This is a genomic window from Helicobacter turcicus (genome assembly GCF_019711685.1).
In the GTDB taxonomy this organism is placed as follows: Bacteria; Campylobacterota; Campylobacteria; order Campylobacterales; family Helicobacteraceae; genus Helicobacter_D; species Helicobacter_D turcicus.
Genome location: NZ_JAIGYQ010000002.1, coordinates 130,765 through 149,940, shown reverse-complemented (window position 1 = coordinate 149,940; position 19,176 = coordinate 130,765). Strand labels below are relative to the sequence as shown.

Here is a 19,176-nt window from a genome sequence, read left to right as displayed (position 1 = left end):
ATGCTTCATGGAATCTACGCTATTAGTGACACAACACTAACCCCCTACTCCGCACTAGAAAATATGCTAGAGTGCGCAATAAGAGGTGGAATTGCACTCTTTCAACTTCGCGATAAAAACACTCCAGATTCTACTCTTGCTCCTTTATGCGCACATTTAATGAAGCTTTGCGATGCACATAATGTTATTTTTGTATTAAATGATCGCATTGAGCTTGCAAAAACATTAAAAAGCCCAGCGCTACACATCGGGAAAAAGGAAGATGGCACTCCTTATAACAAAGATGAGCTGACGCAAATTCGCTTGAATTATCATGGAATACTAGGCGTCTCTTGTTATGGAGATTTCAATCTAGCACAAAATGCAGCCCTAGTAGGTGCTGACTATATCGCCTTTGGTGCTTGCTTTCACTCTCCCACAAAGCCTAACGCAAAGACAATTCCACTTAATATTTTCACACGTGCTAAAAATCTAGGACTTCCTATGTGCGCCATAGGTGGAATCCAAAAAGACAATATTGCACAAATTAAAGACGCTCAAATGGTAGCGTGCATTAGCAGCATTTGGCAAGGAGATATTAAAAAGAATGTGCAAGAGCTTTTACATCGTTTTAAACAAGGACAATAATGGATTTAGACACGCTAAGAGAAGAAATTTCTAAAGGCTTACAAACTTTAGAACAATTAGAGAATATTATCACAATTTTTGGTGGATCTCGCGTGGATTGTGCGCACACAGCCTATCACAAAATCCAAGAACTTACTTACATTTTAGGAGCGCACAACTATTCAATTATGACAGGTGGCGGACCAGGAATTATGGAAGCAGCAAATCGTGGATTAATGCAATATAAGCAAGAATCCAAAAACGACTCTATCTTTTCAATCGGACTAAATATTCAGCTCCCCCACGAACAAAAAATGAATCCCTATGTGGAGATTCCATTAGAGTTTCAAAATTTTTTTAGTCGCAAACTTGTATTTAATTACAATTCCACAGCATTTATTGTTGCAATGGGGGGCTATGGCACACTTGATGAACTTAGCGAAGTTTTAGTGCAAATTGCCACAGGCAAGCACAAAAGAATCCCAATCATTCTCTACGGAAAAGATTATTGGAGCGGATTCCTTACATGGCTAGAAACTAAACTCTTAGATGAGGGAGTAATCTCAAAAGTAGAGCTTGAATTGCTAACATTAGTTGATAGTCCAAACGAAGTCTTAGAGGTTTTAGAATGTTTTAAAAAATCGGATTTTCCAAACCATACATCATAAAAAGCACCATAAATGCGGCAAATATTCCTAAAAACAAGGGAATAAACTTTGTCATACATATCCTTAAAGTGAGAAAAAATGGAAGACTTAGCATACAATAAAAGACCTAAAAACTTTCAGCAATTTATCGGACAAACACATCTTTTTGGAAAGAATGCTCCCCTTATGCAATTAATCTCTAAACGCAAGATTCCACATTCCTTTTTCTTTGGACCGCCTGGAAGCGGTAAAACTAGTGCTGCAATACTCATCGCAAAAACTATGGACTATCCTTTTTATACGTTTAATGCAACGCATTTTAAGTCTGAGGATTTGCGTAATATTCTAAAAAATCATCAAAATACTTTACAAAAACCATTGATTTTTATTGATGAGGTCCATCGCCTAAATAAACCACAACAAGAAATGCTACTTCCTATTATGGAAAACCATCAAGCTCTAATTTTAGGGGCTTCTACGGAGAATCCTTATTTCGCACTTACCCAAGCAATTAGGTCACGTTCAATGGTTTTTGAATTTAAACCCCTAAATACAAAAGAATTAAGGCAAATTTTAGAACCATTTGCACTAAGTCAAGAAGTGCAAGATTTTCTTATACAAACTAGTGGTGGCGATGCAAGAGCAATGCTAAATTTGCTAGATTGCGCACAAAGTACGCAACTACCTTTAAGCATAGAACTTTTGAGATCTTTACGCAAAACTTCTCTAAGTGGTACAAGTGAGCTAGATACACATTATAATCTAATCTCTGCAATGATTAAGAGTATCCGTGGAAGCGATGAAAATGCGGCAATTTACTACCTTGCCTGTCTCATTCAAGGTGGAGAAAATCCTGAATTCATTGCAAGAAGACTTGTGGTTTTAGCAAGTGAGGATATCGGAAATGCGAATCCCAATGCTCTAAATCTAGCAAATTCTACAATGCAAAGTGTAGCAAAAATAGGCTATCCAGAAGCTAGGATTATCCTTAGTCAATGTGTGATTTATCTCTGCGCTAGCCCAAAATCAAATTGCGCATATCTAGCAATTAATGCAGCTTTAGACTATGTAGAAAAACACTCAAACGAAGAGATTCCAACCCATATCCAACAATTCCACGAAAACTATCTCTATCCTCACGACTTTGGGGGATATGTCAAACAACGTTATTTAAACAAGGATTTAAAATTTGTCAAATGGCTCCCAAAGGGCTTTGAAAAAACCCTTAAAGAATGGTTAGATAAAATCAAGGGGGTGTAAATTTAGCTTTTTATCTAATCTCCTTAATAAAAGCATCTTTATTAATTTTTTCACGGATTTCATTAAGTTTGCTTTGTGCTTCTTGTTTTGAAGTAAAAGGTCCAATCAATAAACGATTATTGTCTCCAGACTTTTGCATACGATAGCTCAATTTATTTGACTCAATTACCCCCAATAACTGCTTATTTGGTGAAAACTTACTAAAAGATCCCACTTGCACATAGAATCCTTTTGTCGCTTCACTTCCCTGCATAGAAGGGTCACTTGTTTTTACATTTTTAAAGGAATCCGCTGGATTTTGCTTAGGAGATTCTTTTGTGGCTTGAGGTTTTGTTTGTGATTTAGCTGGAGCTAAAGGATCTGCAGGTTGCGCAGCTTTTGTCTCTGCGACTTGTTTTGACTCTGGTGCTTTCGGAAGATTTTGCACACCTTGTTTTGCCTGTTCAGCTTTGATTTGCTCAATGATTCTTTGAAATTGATCGTCTGCATTCGCATTTTCTCGGATTGGCTCTTGCCCAAAATCATTGGTTTGTATATTCGACGTTTGTGTATTTGGAGTTCGTTGTTCAATGCGCTCTAGTGGTCTTTGAGCTTCTATTTGCGATTCTTGCTTTTTAGAATCACCTTGAAGCATATACACTACCAAAATCACAATGGCAAATAAAAGCACACCTATTGCGCTTAATAATACTATTTTCTTGCTACCATTGCTCTTTAGCTCATTAGCATCATCACTACTACTAATTAACAAATCATCTAATTCTAGTTCTCTTTGCTCTTTTTTATTTGGCTCTAACTCTGTCATTTTTTCTCCTTTTACATATGCCTTGACCAAGATGCGCCACGTTCTTTTTGGTAAACTTCATACGGAATAGCTAAAATATTAAAACTTCTTGGAATGTCTAAAGATGGGAACATTTTCCACTCTGTTGGCATCTTTTGTGAAAGTTTTGCACCAAGCATTTTCGCTAATTGACAAGCTTCTTGAAAAGTCGTGTGTCCCTTATGCACATACAGATGCAAATGTCCGGGGGTCTTCGTTGCATAAGCAGTAAAATTAATGAAACCCTCCTCACGCAATAACAACTGCGCACGGTGCCAAAAACGCTCTGCATTAAATCCATTGTAATCAAAAACAATATTTTCAACCTTATCTTGCGCATTAATTAATGAGTGCGCAATGGTAATTTCTTTTTTTAAGTGGCTTTGTAATAGATTCCTAGTAATAGGCTCATCTACCCTTTTAAACTTGTCATAAAAGATTCGCCCATTATGCTGTATTTTTGTTCCCAAACCACGCTCTTTAACCCAATAATGCGAAGTGATCATCTTGATTAATTTTAAATCCATATCAGTTACCACTGCATCACTCCTTTAGAAAATTGCTTTGTTATAAACTGGGAATTGTAGCGCAAGTTCCTTTAATTCCATTTTTATTTTTTCTTGTTTTTGAGTATTTTGGATATCATCTAACACATCTACAATTTTGTTTGCCACAATGTCAAACTCCTTTTCTTTAAAGCCTCTAGCAGTAAGTGCTGGGGAGCCAATTCTCACTCCACTTGTTACAAATGGACTTCTAGTCTCACCAGGAACCGTATTTTTATTAACCGTAATTCCTGCATTTCCAAGAGCTAAATCCGCATCCTTTCCGCTAAATTCTTTATCAAGCAAAGATAGTAACACAAGGTGGTTATCTGTGCCATCGCTTACAATTTTATATCCTCTTTGCATTAGCACATTTGCTAAAACTCTCGCATTAGCTTTAACTTGCTTTGCATACTCTCTCCAAGATGGCTTAAGATTCTCCCCAAAGCCCACTGCTTTTCCAGCAATCACATGCATAAGTGGCCCTCCTTGCATACCCGGAAAAACCGCCTTATCAATTTTTTTTGCATATTCTTCATTATTTGTTAGGATTAGCCCCCCCCTTGGACCTCTTAGAGTTTTATGCGTAGTTGTTGTTACGACATCTGCATAAGGAAAAGGATTTGCATACTCTCCTGCTACCACAAGTCCTGCAACATGTGCAACATCTGCCATCAAAACTGCGCCCACACTATCAGCAATCTCCCTAAATTTTGCAAAATCAAGAACCCTTGAATATGCACTAAATCCGCACACGATTAAATTAGGCTTTACAGCTTTAGCAATCTCTGCGACTTTATCATAATTAATTCGCCCATCAAGCTCCACACCATAAAAGAAACTTTGATACATCTGCCCAGTAATACTGACTTTTGCGCCATGTGTCAGATGCCCACCATGGCTTAAATCCATTCCCAAAATCTTATCGTAAGGCTTTAACAGAGCAGAATATACAGCAGTATTTGCTTGACTTCCTGCGTGTGGTTGAACATTTGCAAAAGCACAACCAAAAAGCTCTTTTGCTCTATGAATCGCAATTTCTTCAATCTTATCAACGAACTCGCAACCCCCATAATAACGCTTATAAGGATAACCCTCAGCATATTTATTTGTCAAAACACTTCCCATAGCTTCCATAACGCTAGGAAAGGTAAAATTTTCACTCGCAATCATCTCTAAATGTGTATTTTGACGTTCTAACTCTTGATTAATCAGCTCTAAAATCTCTAAATCAGTTTGTTCTAAAATATAACTCATTTGTTTTCCTTTGCGTTAGTTTCCTTTTTCTGCGGTTTTAAAGCCGGAAATAAAATCACATCTTTAATGCTTGTATTGCCTGTTAGCAACATCACAAGCCTATCAATTCCAATTCCTTCTCCAGCAGTTGGCGGCATTCCATAAGAAAGCGCAAGAATATAATCCTCATCCATATATTGTGCCTCTTCATCTCCTGCTTCTTTAGCAACAACTTGTGCTTTAAAGCGTTCTAGTTGGTCTAATGGGTCATTTAGCTCACTAAATCCATTAGAAATTTCACTTCCACCGATAAACAACTCAAATCTATCCGCGATGTCAGGATTTGCATCATTGCGCCTTGCAAGAGGGCTAATAGCAATTGGAAAATCTGTAATAAACGTCGGATTAATAAGCTTCTCTTCTACAAACACATCAAAAGCTTCACTTTGTAGCTTACCTAGCTCCATTTTGGATTCTAACTTTACATTATGACTTAACAAATACTCATATAGTGCGCTTTTATTAGTCGCAACTTCTCTAGGGATTCCTCCAATCTCTACAAGTGCATCCACATAAGCAATCTCTTTAAATACGCTAAAATCAATGACGTTGCCATTTAATTCTAGCTGTTTTGGTAAATTTAACGTTTCTAATAAATAATAAAAAAGCTCCTTTGTAATGGCAATTAAATCCTTATAATCTTTATATGCCCAATAAAACTCAATCATTGTGAATTCAGGATTGTGCGAGTGATCCATTCCCTCGTTTCTAAAATTACGATTAATCTCAAAAACTGCTTCAAATCCCCCAACGATTAAACGTTTTAAATAAAGTTCTGGAGCAATTCTAAGATAACGCTCGACATTTAGCGCATTATGGTAGGTTACAAAAGGTTTTGCATTCGCGCCACCAGGAATAGGATGCATCATTGGAGTTTCAACCTCTAAAAATCCCTTAGATTCAAAGAATTTTCGCACACTAGAAACAATGCGTGAGCGCAAAATAAAGCTATCACGCACTTTAGCATTCATAATAAGATCCAAATATCTTTGACGGTAACGTAGCTCAATATCAACTAAACCATGGAATTTTTCAGGCAATGGTGAAATTGCTTTAGTTAGAATCTTGAATTCAAGAGAATGCAAACTCAATTCTCCAGTTTTTGTTACAAAAGGAAAGCCCTTTGCCATTACAATATCACCTACTTCAATGTATCTCTTAAACACATCAAAATTCTCTCCTAATTCGTTTTTAGAAAGATACACTTGCAATACACCACTATAATCTTCAATTTTAATAAACGCAGCCTTACCCATTAAACGAATAAATTTAATTCTCCCAGCAATTTGCGCACTTTTGTTTGTGTCTTTTCTCTCTTCTAAATCCTGCACGTTAGCGTAAGTTTGCAAAAATTCTTGCGCGCTCATTTCTTTTACAATTCCATTTCTATAAGGATTAATCCCCATTTCACGCAACGCATCAGCTTTTGCAATCCTTCCCTCTACATACATGTCATTTTCAAACATCACCACTTCCTACATTTTGTCTAGATTCTCTAATGCCGGCTTTGCGTCTTGAACGATATCAAGCTTAATAATCGCATCCCCAGTACTCTTTAACATTGGATAGAGATAACTATTTTGTGTTTTGCTTTCAATAAAACTTTTAGCAAATTGTATATTTGTAAGTGCTGCGATGATAATTGCAAAAACTACAAAAACTTTCAAAGCTCCAAAAACAAAGCCCAACAAACGATTAACAATGCTCAATGCGCTTAAACTAACTAGCCTTTGAAGCACTTCAGCAATAAGCAATGCACCAACCCAAATCACAACAAGCAACACCAAAAAGCCAATGAGTGTCACTGCGGATGGATTTTTAAACACATATATATTTGCACTAATCCAAGCTCCTACATTTCCACCATACACAGAAGCCACATACACACCGCCAACAATTCCAACTAACCCAAAAAACTCTCGAATAAACCCATTAATCACACCACGAATTGCGAGAAATAAAATTAAGACTCCAACAACAACATCAAACCAGCTAAAATCCAGATCCATTACACACCTTATAAAAATAAATAAAGGCTTATTTTACACAAATCAAAATAAAGATAAATTTATGTTACAATGTTTTACGCACAATTTTTAAGATTTTTCGCAAAAAGGATAAAAAATGGCAGTAAAAGAACACAGCTTTGATGTTTCTGCAAAAGTGGATATTCAAGAATTCAAAAATGCACTAGAACAGGCAAAAAAAGAAATCAACAATCGCTTTGACTTTAAAGACGACAAGGCAAAAGAGCTAAACTTCAATGAAAAAGACAAGATTTTAAGCATTCTAGCCACAAGCTCTAACAAAGCAAAGACGATTAAAGACATTTTAGATTCCAAACTCATTAAACGTAATATTTCCTTAAAAGCCATAAAAGAACTAAAAGAAGAATCCGCAAGTGGAGGTAACACAAAAATCACTTACAAACTCAACGACACTCTAGATGACAAAAATACAAAGGCAATTAACACAGCAATTAAAAATGAGAAATTCAAAGTCAGCACACAAATTCAAGGCAACGAAATCCGAGTCAAAGCCAAAGATATTGATGAGCTACAAAAAGTCATTGCACATTTGCGTAAAATAGAATTAGAAGTTCCACTAAGCTTTGGAAACTTTGTGTGAATGCAAAAAAATGTGTCTATGGAATCCAAAAGAGATTCCAAAAATACAAAATACAAACCCAATGTAAATTTTCTTGAAGCACTTTTAATACACAAAATACCGCCTAGCAAACCTTATGCAATTCTATTTGGAGTTTTGTGTGCAATTTTTTTAAGTGCTTTTATATATTTAGAGTATTTTTTAGAAGAAAAAAACTACCCCATTTACTCCACAATTTTTGCTATTTTTGGCTTTTTTCTATATTTCAAACTCTCTCGTCTAGGAGCATTTATCTGTGGAGGAATCTTAGGGGTTTTATGGTTTTATTGGGTCGGTTTTAGTTTTAGATTCTATAATTTTTCCTATCTTATTCCGCTAGTTTGGCTTGTGTTTTTTGCAATCTATGGCATACTTTTTTATATCTTTTGTTTTTTTGCTAACCCCTTTTATCGCCTTTTTACACTCACAACTTCAAGCTTTATTCACCCTTTTGGCTTTAACTGGTTAATTATGGAATCTGTTTTGACTAAAAGCTATTTTTTTCCCTCTAAATTCACGCTTTTCTTACTACTTTGCGCTCTCATAATTTTCATTGCATTACTAGATAAAAAACTTTACAAAACAAGTCTTATTTGGCTCTGTGTCCTTTGTTTTTTACTCCCACACAACACAGAGATAAAAACCGATTCTAATACAATACCACTAAAGGTGAAAACCACACGCTTTGAAATCCCTCAAGATCAACGTTGGCAAACAAATCAAATCCATAATATTTTAATTCAAAATTTTAATGCCATTGCAGACGCTAAAAATTCTGGCTACGACCTTGTTGTTCTCCCAGAAACCGCCTTTCCACTAAGCTTAAATTTACAACCAGCACTAATGGAAAAATTGAAAGCAGAAAGCAAGGAAATCGCCATTTTAACTGGAGCAATTTATCAAGATTCCACACAAGAGAATACACGTTTTTTTAATAGCGCATATTTATTTCAAAATGGCGAAATGCAGGTGTTTCATAAGCTAATTTTAGTCCCTTTTGGAGAAAAGATTCCGCTACCAACGCCTCTTACAAAATGGATTAATAAAACTTTTTTTGATGGGGCAAATGATTTTATGACACAAGATTTCAAGGCACCCAATTCTACGTGGATTAAAAATCAACATTTCCAAATTGCTATCTGCTATGAAGCCACAAGAGACGAGTTTTACAAAAACTCCCCAAACAACCTCATCGCCATTAGCAACAACGCATGGTTTACTCCAAGCATTGAACCAACATTACAAAAACTCTTGATGCTCTATTTTGCCAAAAACCATGGCACACGCATCTACCACTCTAGCAATGCTTCAGAAAACTTCACCTTAGATTAGCCACAATACTTTTGTGAAATCACACACTTACTAGGCCACTCCAGTGCGCTAAGTGTAGCATTTGAGAGTCTTTTATAATACACACAACCTGTATCAATGGCTGCATAATTTTTAGTAAATAATACCCCATCTTTTTGCACATCATGACCAAAAACATTAAAAACAGGTGTTTTTTCCTCCTCATACTTTGCCCCACAAAATGTATAATGTTTGAGTCTGCTCCAACATATCTTATGAGAAACTTCACTTTTACTATAAAAAGGCAACCCAAAACCATGTGAGATAAAAAGATTCCGCCCCAACTCATCTTTATGTGCAAACTCTAAACAAAATGGCAAAGTTTTAAAAAACTCTAAATGTTCTTTTAAACGTTGCACTTTCCCATAATTTGCATAACTTTGAATTGTTTCGCGACCACCATTTTCCATCCAAACCCCATCTCTATCCATCGTTACAGAACTATAATATTCAAGCATTAATTCCTCATGATTTCCAAGCACACAAGGATACTTCCCCTCCATTACAAAATCCACAACCGCACAAGATTCCATTCCCCTATCAATTAAATCTCCCACAAAGACAATTTGAGAGTTTTCCTTTTCTGGAAACTTCTTAACAAGCGCACATAAAGTCTTATAGCACCCATGTACATCACCAATGATATACAACGGGCGCTTATAATCTAAATTAACCTCCATTACATTCCAATTGTTACAAGCACGAAATAACACACAGCACCAAAAACCGCAGAAATAGGCACTGTAATAAGCCATGCTGCAATAATCTTGTTAATTGCAGAGCGTTTTACTAGCTCTTCTTGATAAACTTTCTTTAATTGTTTTTGGTCTTTTTTCTTTAAATCTGGAATCTCTTTATTTTCTAAAGCCTTTGCTTCCTTTTTTGCCTTTTTGTTATCAATGCTCTTAATCATTGCAGCTTTCTTGCGCACAGATGACTTACGGAATCGCTCCAAAAATAACTTCACATTCTCTGCATCCTCACCCTTGCGTGACTCTAATATCTTAAGCTCCATTTCCTTGTAACGTTTCTTTAGATACTCCCTTAAAAATCCTACACCAAATACAGCTCCAACAGCAATATGCGTAGAGCTTACTGGCATCCCAAGCTCACTTGCAATTAAAACAGTAAGTGCCGCACTCATTGCAATACAAAAAGCACGAATTTGGTCAAGCTCAGTAATCTCACTTCCTACCGTGCGGATTAGCTTTGGTCCATAAAGTGCAAGCCCAATAGAGATTCCAAGCCCACCTAAAAGCATAATCCAAAATGGCACACTAGCCTTCCCCCCCATCACAAAGCTTTCTTTTAGTGCGTCATTAATTGCCGCTAATGGTCCAATTGCATTTGCCACATCATTTGCTCCATGTGCAAAACTTAAAAGTGCTGCTGCAAAAATCAGTGGAATCGTAAATAGCTTGTTAATTTCTTCTTTTTTATTGTCTAATTTTTCTAATGTTTTATCAATAATTGGACGCACGATAAAAAACACAACCACCGCAATTCCAACACTAATAGAAAATGCCAAAACAGGTTCTAATGCAACAATTTTCTTTAAGCCTTTACCAATTAAATATAAACTAAAAGCCCAAGTCATAAATGCGATTAAGTATGGCACAACACGTTTTGCGGCTGCTTTTTTGTTCTGTTTGTAAGTAATTGCATTTTTAATGAAAAATAATAATGCAGCAGCAATCACTCCTCCACTTACAGGAGAAATCACCCAACTCATTGCAATTCTACCAAGCTCCGCCCAATTTGCCACACTAAAGCCACCTGCTGCGATTCCAGCTCCTAAGATTCCACCCACAATAGAATGTGTTGTAGAAACGGGTGCACCAATAGCAGTTGCAGCATGCAACCAAATTGCTCCAGAAATCAATGCCGCTAACATTAGCGTTACAAATGTTCTTGCATCTCCAATAGAATCCATGGAGATAATCCCAGAACGCACAGTATCTACAACCTCCCCCCCAGCAATCAAAGCCCCAGAAATCTCACACACTGCAGCAATTACAATGGCTCCGGTCATCGTAAGGGCTTTTGAACCCACTGCGGGTCCAACATTATTTGCCACATCATTTGCACCAATATTAAGTGCCATATAACCACCAACAATTGCTGCAAAACCTAAAAGAAGAGGCTCTGTTACATCATCACTTGCAAGCATTACCATTACAACAATAACTAATACAAAGGTAATAATCACCCCAATCTTGCGCAAATCCTCTTTATTGACACGAAAAACTTTCTCATGTTGCAAAAAATTATTCATTTGATTCCCTCTCTTTATTAGTAGTTTCCTTATGAAAATATCCTAGATCAAATACCCTACAAGACTATTAATTTTACTCTTACTTTTATTTAATATTCCTTTAATATTCCCTTTTGATACAGCAAATAGCAATAATTGCCACTTAAGGTAACTTTTTTAAAACTAGGATTATAATTACCAAAATTCTCCAAAAAAAGGATTTACTATAGAGACTACACTTTGGGAAAAAGTTTGCCTCTTTCATGGACACAAATGCCCCGGACTTGCCATTGGTTATAAAGTCGCTTTGTTTGCAAAAGAAGTTTTAGAAATTAATAATACAATAGAGGATGAAGATATCGTATGTCTATCAGAAACCGATGCTTGTAGTGTAGATGCTATCCAAATCATTTTAAAAGCAACACTTGGCACAGGCTCTATGCATATTGACTACCTAGGCAAACATGCTTTTAATATCTACAATAGAAAAAACGGCAAAAAAGCGCGTTTTGTATTTTGTGATTCCACAAAATTTTCTAACAAAGAAGAAAAGCTCACCTATATCCTCTCCAAAGAACCTAAGGATTTATTTTTAATTAAAGAAACAATTAGGGATTTTCCCACAAAAGCACGTCTCTATGACGCAATCCCCTGTGCAATATGTGGTGAGCAAACTGCAAGAAATGCGCTAGTTTTTGTAAATAATGCGCACATTTGTAAAACTTGTCAAAATTCATAAAAAGGATTCTGTATGCAAAAGCTTTTTAAACTCTTTGTTTTTGCACTTCTTAGTGCGATAACCACCTATGCACACACAATTACAGATATGCGTGGTAAGCAAATAGAAATTCCAGAAAAATTAGAGCGCGTAGCAACAATTAGTGATGGCTTTATTGAGGGTGTAATGACACATTTAGGTGTAATTGATAAGGTTAATGCCATTGGTTCTTGGTCTATGAAACGTGATTATAAATATACTTTTGAGAGTATTGATGGCAAAACTTATACCGCTAGGGGATGGCACACAATGAAGTATTTACACCCTTGGCTGGATAACTTGCCCTGCTTTAACTCTCCACAAGGTAATATTATAAACTACGAAACTTTAGCAAAAGCAAACCCACAAATTGTCATTTTAAGAGTTGGTGATTGCACAGTCTCTGGTGGCTCTTACTTTAGAGGTGGCGATCCAAAAGCACTAGAAAAGACTATTGCAATGATAGAATCTCTTGGGATTCCACTTGTTGTGCTGTATTCTCCCACATATTATGGCAAAGCCGAACTTAGCACAATGCAAGAAGAGATACGTGTTATTGGTGATATCTTTAAACAAAGAGAAAAAGCATTAAAACTTTATGATTATCTGCATTCCACAGAATTACTCGTAAGAAACCGAACAAAAAATATTCAAGATAAAGATAAACCAAATGTGCTGTATTTTGGATTAAATTCCGTCGCCAGAAAGCAAGGGGGTTCAGGAATGGCTTCTGGAATCACAACTCCAGAATCCCATATCATTGAAAATATTACTAATGCCAAAAACGCATTCCGTGGCAAAGGTAATAATATTATCTTAAGCGGTGAGCAAGTTTATGCTATTGATCCAGATATCATTTTACTCCCTACACAAAATGGCTATCATCCTGCAAGTGAGCTATTAAGTGCGCCGTATTATCAGAATCTACAAGAACTAAAGGCGATTAAAAATAAGCGTGTGTACGCTCTCCCATGGAGCCCTATGAACTGCTCTAGGCGCGTAGAATATCCACTTGATATTCTCATTATTGCTAAGGCTTCTTATCCGCATCTTTTTGAGGATATTAAGGTGCATACATTTGCGCTAAAATTCTATCAAGATGTATATCATGTAGATGAAAATACTGCAAAAATTCTAAGAAGTGAACAATTACTAGATTGGACCATAGATAATGATTTTTAATCCAATAGGCGACCTACGTAAAATCATTATCTTAACACTCCTTGTAGCACTTTTTATAGCAATGTTTTTTGCAATCACTTCTGGAAACTCCGAACTTTCTTTAAAAGCCGTTTTGAATATCATCCTCTTTAAACTCACAGGTTACAATATAGATTCTGTCTCTGCACGTGATATGGCGATTGTTTGGAATATGCGCTTGCCACGCATTTTAATGGCAATTCTAGCTGGAATCGCGCTTGCAACTGCAGGTGCATTGTATCAAAGCTGCTTTAGAAATCCGCTTGTAGAGCCTTTTATTCTAGGAGCTTCTTCTGGAGCTAGTTTTGGTGCTGCCCTCGCCATTATCTCTCCAGCACTCTTTTTGCCCACACAAATTTCTGCATTTCTTTTTGCACTTCTTGCTGTGGTAATTGCCTACACGCTTGCACGTCAAAAAGGTGAGATAAACACCATAGGACTTGTGCTATCTGGAGTCATTATTGGTTCTGTATTTTCTGCACTTGTTTCTATTTTGAAATATCTCTCTGAAGATACACAGCTACGCGAAATCACCTTTTGGATGATGGGTGGACTTTACCATGCTAGCTGGAGTGATATTTACATTAATACCATTGTTATTTTGTTCTGCTTTGTTATTGCATGGATTTTTGCATGGAAGCTAAACCTACTCTCCATTGGTGATGAGGAATCCAAAAGCTTAGGTATTAATCCTGATAAATATAAAACTCTATTTATTATTACCGCCACTTTAATGACTGCAATTTGTGTCTCAAGCGTAGGAATTATTGCGTGGGTTGGACTAATGATGCCCCATGCTGCAAGACTACTTGTAGGACCTGATAATCGTTTTGTGATTCCTATTTCTTCTCTTTGTGGTGCAATTTACCTGCTAATTTGCGATACCATAGCAAGAACGCTAACAATGGGTGAAATTCCCATTGGAATTATTACTTCTATCATTGGTGCGCCATTTTTGATTTGGATTTTGCGTGCAAAAAGTGGACGTTTATTTGCTTAAAAAGGCTAAAAAATGCTAAAGATTGAGAATTTAAGCTTTTATTACGAGAATAATCATATCTTAAAAAATATTTCTTTTAAAGCAAAAGCTGGCGAACTTTGGGGTTTAATGGGACCAAATGGTAGTGGCAAGACGACTTTTTTAAAATGCATAATGGCTCTGCTTAAACCTGCATCCTGTAATATTTTCATTAATGGCGAAAATTATCACTCTATTACCACAGCAAAAATGGCAAAACTCATTGCCTATGTCCCTCAAGAACACAAACCACCTTTTCCTTTTAGTGTCAAAGAGATTGTTTTAATGGGAAGATCTCCGCATATGGGTGGAATCTTTGGACTAAAAAAAGCGGATTACGGTTCCGCATATGAAGCAATGGAACTACTAGGTATCTTAGATATTGCAGAGCGTCCTGTTACTTCATTAAGTGGAGGACAACGACAACTTACACTCATTGCACGTTCTCTAGCTCAAAATGCACCAATTATGATTTTAGATGAGCCCACTAGCGCACTAGATTTTCATAATCAAATCTCCATTTGGAGAATCCTAAAAAAAGTCTCAAATCTTGGAAAACTTGTGATTGCTTGTAGTCATGATCCTAATCATCTGCTATGGTTTGCAAACCGCACACTTGTATTAAAAAACGGAGAGATTATTGCCTCCGGTGAGACACAATCCATTATCACACCCCAAATTTTAAAAGAAGTTTATAATAGCGAATATTCCATTTCAAAAGTCAATGACAAAAACGTAATCCAACCTGTGTTTTAGATTCCGCATCGTTATGTATTTAATTCCTTTTTTCTCTAAATCTTTCATTTTGGAATACTCTTTGCTTAAATTCTCTATAAATTTGCACAAGGAAGTGCTAAAAGGAATTATAATGGAAAATCCAAAATCTCTAAACGCTTTATTTATTGTATGCTTTAGCTTTGGAGTGGCAACTTTTTTTACTGCTTGTGCTACAACAGAGCCAAAAATCTCTTTCAAGCCACCAGCCTATGTTGAAGAATTACCACCTAAGGAAGAGGAGGACAATTTTGGAAATCCCGGAAGCATCTTTGGAAGGGGAGACAATCTCTTATTCTCTGACCGCCGTGCTATGCAACTAAACGATTTAGTTACGGTTATTATTAACCAAACAGCACAAGCAAGCTCAAATGCTGATAAGAATCTCAACGAAACTTCTAGTGCGACACTCACAGGTCCAAGAGTTACATTTGGAGGTCCAAGTCAAAGCATTGGTAATCTTGTAAATAAACTAGGTAATATTACTAGCTTTGGCGTTACCACTGGACAAAATACTTCCACTTTTCAAGGCACAGGTTCTCAAAATCGTCAAGAAACATTTTCTACTACCATTGCAGCGCGTATTATCAAAGTGCTTCAAAATGGAAATTACTTCATTGAGGGGAGTCGTGAAGTTCTTATCAATGGAGAAAAGCAAATCATTCACATAAGCGGTGTTGTGCGCCCTAATGATATTGCGCGTGATAATACAATTGAATCACGTTTCATTGCTGATGCAAAGATTATGTATGACACACAAGGTGAATTAAAACGCAACACAGAAAAAGGTTGGGGGACAAAACTTCTTGAATCAGTTTGGCCTTTTTAAAGGCTTATTTAGGCTAGATTAAGATAAAATACGCAAATTTCTTTCAATTTCTTAATAAAGGATTTGTGTGCAAACTCAATATTTTACAGGCACTCGTGGCGGAGAGGATTTAGGCATTACTTTTGAAGATGCTATTCTTAGCCCAAGCGCTTCTTATGGTGGATTATACACATTAGAAGAATTTCCAAAATTTAGCAAAGACGAAATTAAGGAATTCACTAGACTTAGTTATGAAGAACTTACGCGCATTATCTTTAATAAATTAGGCTTAAATGTCCCAAGAGAGCTTTTATGTGAGGCTTTAAGTCTATATAAAAACTTTGACGATAAGTCTTCGCCAGCACCGATGTATCCAGTAACACCATATTTGAATATCCAAAAACTCTATTGCGGTCCTACACGTGCTTTTAAAGATATGGCTCTGCAACCCTTTAGTTCTCTATTTAGCGGTTTTTTGCGCACAAATAGAAGCGCACATAATTATTTGATTTTAGTAGCAACTAGTGGCGATACAGGACCTGCAACACTGCAAAGTTTTGCAAATCAGCCAAATATTAAAGTGGTTTGCATTTATCCAAATGGTGGTACAAGTGATGTTCAACGCTTACAAATGACAACAATTAATGCAGATAATATTGCTGTTTTTGGAATCAATGGAGATTTTGACGATGCGCAAAATTTGCTTAAAAGTATGCTAAAAGATTCCCACTTTAATGCGATTCTAAGAGCTAAAAACATCTCACTAAGCGCAGCAAATAGTGTGAATTTTGGTAGAATCGCTTTTCAGATTATCTACCATATTTATGCGAGTTTGCAAATCTATAAAATTAATAATGAAAAAATCCACACTATCGTGCCTAGCGGAAATTTTGGTAACGCACTTGGTGCATTTTATGCTAAACTTATGGGTTTTCCAATTGAGCGCATTTGGATTGCATCAAACTCCAATAATATCCTAACAGAATTTATCAACACTGGCATATATGATATTTCTAATAAATCCCTAAAGAAAACTTACTCTCCTGCAATGGATATTTTAAAAAGCTCCAATGTTGAACGAGTACTCTTTGCACTTTTTGATTCCTATCGCACAAAAGAATTTATGGAATCCTTAGAGCAAATCGGCAAATTTACCTTAAATAAAGAGGAACTAATTTGGGTGCAAAGTTATTTTAGTGCAACAAGTTGCGACGATAATTTCTGTCTAGAAACAATCAAAAAATATGCTAAACAAGGCTATATTATTGACCCACACACTGCTTGTGGAATCAAGGCTTATGAGACTATCCAAATCAAATACCCACACGCAAAATGTGTGCTTTGCTCCACAGCAGAATGGACAAAATTTGCTCCAACACTTGCAAAAGCATTAGATTTAGGCAATTTGAGCGACAAAGAAGCCCTTGAAACAATTTCTAAAAATTATAAAATTCCAATTCCTAAACAAATTAATTCTTTATTTAATCAAAAAGAAATCCATAATAAAGTAATCAACAAAGAAGAATTGCTTGATACTATTTTACAATGGTTATAAGGATTTATAATGCTTTATTTTTCTGACCTACTTTTAAGATTGCAAGAATTTTGGCATAAGCAAGGTTGCCTTATTATCCAACCTTATGATATTCCTGCAGGAGCTGGGACATTTCATCCTGCAACACTTCTTAGAAGTTTAGATTCTAAACCTTGGAGCGTGGCTTATGTAGCTCCTTCACGTAGACCAACAGATGGACGCTATGGAGAAAATCCAAATAGATTAGGAAGCTACTATCAATTCCAAGTTTTGATTAAACCTAGTCCAAATAATATCCAAGAACTTTATTTAAAAAGCTTAGAATATTTAGGCTTAAATCTAAAAGACCATGATGTGCGCTTTATTGAAGATAATTGGGAATCCCCAACACTTGGTGCTTGGGGGTTAGGCTGGGAAGTATGGCTTGATGGAATGGAGGTAACACAATTTACCTATTTTCAACAAGTTGGTGGAATTGCGTGCGACCCAGTGGCAGTGGAGATTACCTATGGAACAGAGCGCTTAGCAATGTATCTACAAGGTGTGGAAAATGTATTTGATATTAAATGGAATCTAAATTATACTTATGCAGATGTGCATTTAGAAGGAGAGTATGAATTTTCAAAATACAATTTTGAAATAGCAGATACAACAATGCTTTTTGAGTTTTTTACTAAAATGCAACAAGAAGGCAATTGCGCACTTGAGGCTGGATTACCATTACCGGCATATGATTGCGTGATGTTTGCAAGTCATCTCTTTAATGTGCTTGATGCAAGAAAGGCAATTTCTGCAACCGAGCGTCAAAACTATATTCTAAAGATTCGCGAACTTGCAAAAGCTTGCGCAATGCTTTACAAAGAGCAAGAAACTCTGCGTCAAGAGCGCTTAGAAAAAACTCGAGAGAATAAAAATTAACAAATGCAAACTTTTGAGCTTTTAGAAATTTTAGATTCCATTAGCCCTTTTGCATTACAAGAAAAGTGGGACAACTCCGGACTAATTCTAGGCGCACCAAATGCGGAGTTTCGTCAAATCTACCTTAGTCTTGAAGCAACTTTAGAAATCCTAGAAAAGTTGGAATCTAATTCACTACTTATCACACACCACCCTTTGATTTTCTCTCCACTAAAATCTCTAAACTTTACACAATATCCCGCCAAACTGCTAGAGTGTGCAATAAAAAAAGAGATTCAACTCATCGCAATGCACACAAACTTTGATAAAACACATTTTGGTGATTATGTTGTACGTGAAAAGTTAGGCATTAGGACTTATGAGAAAGAAAATTTTGCAGTGCGTTTTCTTTGGAATGATTCCATAGATTCACTCCTAAAACACATAAAAGAAAAATTTACGATTCCCTTTTTAAAATTCACTCAAGGTAATTTTAAAAAACCTCAAAGAGTTGCCTTAATTACTGGAAGTGGTGGAAGCTTTGTTGGAGAACTAAGTGAGATGGATTGCCTAATTACTGGCGATGTGAAATACCATGAAGCAATGGAAGCACAAGCTCTAGGGATCAATATCATTGACTGCGGGCATTATGAATTAGAGTGCTATTTTGGGGAAATTTTGTCCCAGATTTTGACAAATCATGGCTATAAAGCTATAATTTCAAATTCACAAAATCCCTTTAATTTTGTCTAAATAATTTA

20 protein-coding genes are annotated in these 19,176 nt (G+C 36.2%); 13 read left to right on the top strand and 7 right to left on the bottom strand.

Annotation, left to right across the window (positions count from 1 at the left end):
- The 3 genes from K4G57_RS02325 (at position 1) to K4G57_RS02315 (ending at position 2,513) form a co-directional block, all read left to right on the top strand.
- Complete coding sequence (locus K4G57_RS02325) at positions 1 to 627, top strand: thiamine phosphate synthase (RefSeq protein WP_221531513.1); 627 nt, start codon at positions 1 to 3, stop codon at positions 625 to 627.
- Positions 627 to 1,274: an LOG family protein gene (locus tag K4G57_RS02320; RefSeq protein WP_221531514.1), complete on the top strand. Its 648-nt coding sequence runs from the start codon at positions 627 to 629 to the stop codon at positions 1,272 to 1,274. Before K4G57_RS02325 ends, K4G57_RS02320 begins: the two co-directional genes overlap by 1 nt.
- A gap of 78 nt (positions 1,275 to 1,352) precedes the next feature.
- Complete coding sequence (locus K4G57_RS02315; RefSeq protein ID WP_221531515.1) at positions 1,353 to 2,513, top strand: replication-associated recombination protein A; 1,161 nt, start codon at positions 1,353 to 1,355, stop codon at positions 2,511 to 2,513.
- Between the two features lie 10 nt (positions 2,514 to 2,523).
- On the opposite strand, the gene K4G57_RS02310 is transcribed toward K4G57_RS02315, so the two are convergent.
- From K4G57_RS02310 to K4G57_RS02290, 5 genes are read right to left on the bottom strand one after another with little or no spacing between them, the layout of a single operon-like run.
- A complete protein-coding gene (locus K4G57_RS02310) occupies positions 2,524 to 3,318 on the bottom strand; it encodes an SPOR domain-containing protein (RefSeq protein WP_221531516.1) in 795 nt (264 codons plus the stop codon).
- A gap of 11 nt (positions 3,319 to 3,329) precedes the next feature.
- Entirely contained in the window at positions 3,330 to 3,875 is a 546-nt protein-coding gene (locus K4G57_RS02305; RefSeq protein WP_221531517.1) for a DUF1882 domain-containing protein, read from the bottom strand.
- Positions 3,876 to 3,887: 12 nt separating this feature from the next.
- On the bottom strand, positions 3,888 to 5,138 hold the full coding sequence (locus tag K4G57_RS02300; RefSeq protein WP_221531518.1) for a serine hydroxymethyltransferase: 1,251 nt from the start codon (positions 5,136 to 5,138) through the stop codon (positions 3,888 to 3,890).
- Positions 5,135 to 6,643 carry a lysine--tRNA ligase gene (lysS, locus tag K4G57_RS02295; protein WP_221531519.1) on the bottom strand — a complete coding sequence of 503 codons (1,509 nt, stop codon included), beginning with the start codon at positions 6,641 to 6,643 and terminating at the stop codon, positions 5,135 to 5,137. Before lysS ends, K4G57_RS02300 begins: the two co-directional genes overlap by 4 nt.
- Positions 6,644 to 6,652: 9 nt before the next feature.
- A complete protein-coding gene (locus tag K4G57_RS02290) occupies positions 6,653 to 7,186 on the bottom strand; it encodes a CvpA family protein (protein WP_236033156.1) in 534 nt (177 codons plus the stop codon).
- Positions 7,187 to 7,301: 115 nt separating this feature from the next.
- Between K4G57_RS02290 and K4G57_RS02285 the strand changes: the two genes are divergently transcribed.
- Positions 7,302 to 7,805: a YajQ family cyclic di-GMP-binding protein gene (locus K4G57_RS02285; protein WP_221531520.1), complete on the top strand. Its 504-nt coding sequence runs from the start codon at positions 7,302 to 7,304 to the stop codon at positions 7,803 to 7,805.
- Entirely contained in the window at positions 7,806 to 9,155 is a 1,350-nt protein-coding gene (gene lnt / locus K4G57_RS02280) for an apolipoprotein N-acyltransferase (protein ID WP_236033157.1), read from the top strand.
- On the opposite strand, the gene K4G57_RS02275 is transcribed toward lnt, so the two are convergent.
- Together K4G57_RS02275 and K4G57_RS02270 are read right to left on the bottom strand one after the other, a co-directional pair.
- On the bottom strand, positions 9,152 to 9,853 hold the full coding sequence (locus K4G57_RS02275; RefSeq protein ID WP_221531521.1) for a metallophosphoesterase family protein: 702 nt from the start codon (positions 9,851 to 9,853) through the stop codon (positions 9,152 to 9,154). The genes lnt and K4G57_RS02275 overlap by 4 nt on opposite strands.
- The gene (locus K4G57_RS02270) at positions 9,853 to 11,448 is read right to left on the bottom strand and encodes an inorganic phosphate transporter (protein ID WP_221531522.1); all 1,596 of its coding nucleotides are present in this window, start codon (positions 11,446 to 11,448) and stop codon (positions 9,853 to 9,855) included. Before K4G57_RS02270 ends, K4G57_RS02275 begins: the two co-directional genes overlap by 1 nt.
- Positions 11,449 to 11,653: 205 nt before the next feature.
- Here K4G57_RS02270 and K4G57_RS02265 point away from each other — a divergent pair, with 205 nt between their 5' ends.
- The 8 genes from K4G57_RS02265 (at position 11,654) to K4G57_RS02230 (ending at position 19,168) form a co-directional block, all read left to right on the top strand.
- Positions 11,654 to 12,166: an FmdE family protein gene (locus K4G57_RS02265; protein ID WP_221531652.1), complete on the top strand. Its 513-nt coding sequence runs from the start codon at positions 11,654 to 11,656 to the stop codon at positions 12,164 to 12,166.
- 12 nt (positions 12,167 to 12,178) lie between these two features.
- Positions 12,179 to 13,366: an ABC transporter substrate-binding protein gene (locus K4G57_RS02260; RefSeq protein WP_221531523.1), complete on the top strand. Its 1,188-nt coding sequence runs from the start codon at positions 12,179 to 12,181 to the stop codon at positions 13,364 to 13,366.
- On the top strand, positions 13,356 to 14,384 hold the full coding sequence (locus K4G57_RS02255; RefSeq protein ID WP_221531524.1) for a FecCD family ABC transporter permease: 1,029 nt from the start codon (positions 13,356 to 13,358) through the stop codon (positions 14,382 to 14,384). Before K4G57_RS02260 ends, K4G57_RS02255 begins: the two co-directional genes overlap by 11 nt.
- Positions 14,385 to 14,396: 12 nt before the next feature.
- Positions 14,397 to 15,158, top strand: coding sequence for an ABC transporter ATP-binding protein (locus tag K4G57_RS02250; RefSeq protein WP_221531525.1), 762 nt, complete (start codon positions 14,397 to 14,399; stop codon positions 15,156 to 15,158).
- A gap of 112 nt (positions 15,159 to 15,270) precedes the next feature.
- Entirely contained in the window at positions 15,271 to 16,005 is a 735-nt protein-coding gene (gene flgH, locus K4G57_RS02245) for a flagellar basal body L-ring protein FlgH (protein ID WP_221531526.1), read from the top strand.
- 67 nt (positions 16,006 to 16,072) lie between these two features.
- Positions 16,073 to 17,539, top strand: a complete 1,467-nt coding sequence (gene thrC, locus K4G57_RS02240) for a threonine synthase (RefSeq protein ID WP_221531527.1) — start codon at positions 16,073 to 16,075, stop codon at positions 17,537 to 17,539.
- 9 nt (positions 17,540 to 17,548) lie between these two features.
- Positions 17,549 to 18,436: a glycine--tRNA ligase subunit alpha gene (gene glyQ / locus K4G57_RS02235; protein ID WP_221531528.1), complete on the top strand. Its 888-nt coding sequence runs from the start codon at positions 17,549 to 17,551 to the stop codon at positions 18,434 to 18,436.
- A gap of 3 nt (positions 18,437 to 18,439) precedes the next feature.
- Positions 18,440 to 19,168 (top strand): Nif3-like dinuclear metal center hexameric protein, encoded by a 729-nt coding sequence (locus tag K4G57_RS02230; RefSeq protein WP_221531529.1) that lies wholly within the window; start codon positions 18,440 to 18,442, stop codon positions 19,166 to 19,168.
- Positions 19,169 to 19,176: the final 8 nt, after the last annotated feature.

What these genes read in the sequence shown, in the direction of transcription:
- K4G57_RS02290 (WP_236033156.1), bottom strand. Translation starts at nt 7,186, where the DNA reads ATGGATCTGGATTTTAGCTGGTTTGATGTTGTTGTTGGAGTCTTAATT.
- K4G57_RS02325 (WP_221531513.1), top strand. Translation starts at nt 1, where the DNA reads ATGCTTCATGGAATCTACGCTATTAGTGACACAACACTAACCCCCTAC.
- K4G57_RS02260 (WP_221531523.1), top strand. Translation starts at nt 12,179, where the DNA reads ATGCAAAAGCTTTTTAAACTCTTTGTTTTTGCACTTCTTAGTGCGATA.
- K4G57_RS02275 (WP_221531521.1), bottom strand. Translation starts at nt 9,853, where the DNA reads ATGGAGGTTAATTTAGATTATAAGCGCCCGTTGTATATCATTGGTGAT.
- K4G57_RS02255 (WP_221531524.1), top strand. Translation starts at nt 13,356, where the DNA reads ATGATTTTTAATCCAATAGGCGACCTACGTAAAATCATTATCTTAACA.
- flgH (WP_221531526.1), top strand. Translation starts at nt 15,271, where the DNA reads ATGGAAAATCCAAAATCTCTAAACGCTTTATTTATTGTATGCTTTAGC.
- lnt (WP_236033157.1), top strand. Translation starts at nt 7,806, where the DNA reads ATGCAAAAAAATGTGTCTATGGAATCCAAAAGAGATTCCAAAAATACA.
- K4G57_RS02270 (WP_221531522.1), bottom strand. Translation starts at nt 11,448, where the DNA reads ATGAATAATTTTTTGCAACATGAGAAAGTTTTTCGTGTCAATAAAGAG.
- K4G57_RS02230 (WP_221531529.1), top strand. Translation starts at nt 18,440, where the DNA reads ATGCAAACTTTTGAGCTTTTAGAAATTTTAGATTCCATTAGCCCTTTT.
- K4G57_RS02250 (WP_221531525.1), top strand. Translation starts at nt 14,397, where the DNA reads ATGCTAAAGATTGAGAATTTAAGCTTTTATTACGAGAATAATCATATC.
- K4G57_RS02300 (WP_221531518.1), bottom strand. Translation starts at nt 5,138, where the DNA reads ATGAGTTATATTTTAGAACAAACTGATTTAGAGATTTTAGAGCTGATT.
- K4G57_RS02315 (WP_221531515.1), top strand. Translation starts at nt 1,353, where the DNA reads ATGGAAGACTTAGCATACAATAAAAGACCTAAAAACTTTCAGCAATTT.
- K4G57_RS02310 (WP_221531516.1), bottom strand. Translation starts at nt 3,318, where the DNA reads ATGACAGAGTTAGAGCCAAATAAAAAAGAGCAAAGAGAACTAGAATTA.
- lysS (WP_221531519.1), bottom strand. Translation starts at nt 6,643, where the DNA reads ATGTTTGAAAATGACATGTATGTAGAGGGAAGGATTGCAAAAGCTGAT.
- K4G57_RS02320 (WP_221531514.1), top strand. Translation starts at nt 627, where the DNA reads ATGGATTTAGACACGCTAAGAGAAGAAATTTCTAAAGGCTTACAAACT.
- glyQ (WP_221531528.1), top strand. Translation starts at nt 17,549, where the DNA reads ATGCTTTATTTTTCTGACCTACTTTTAAGATTGCAAGAATTTTGGCAT.
- K4G57_RS02285 (WP_221531520.1), top strand. Translation starts at nt 7,302, where the DNA reads ATGGCAGTAAAAGAACACAGCTTTGATGTTTCTGCAAAAGTGGATATT.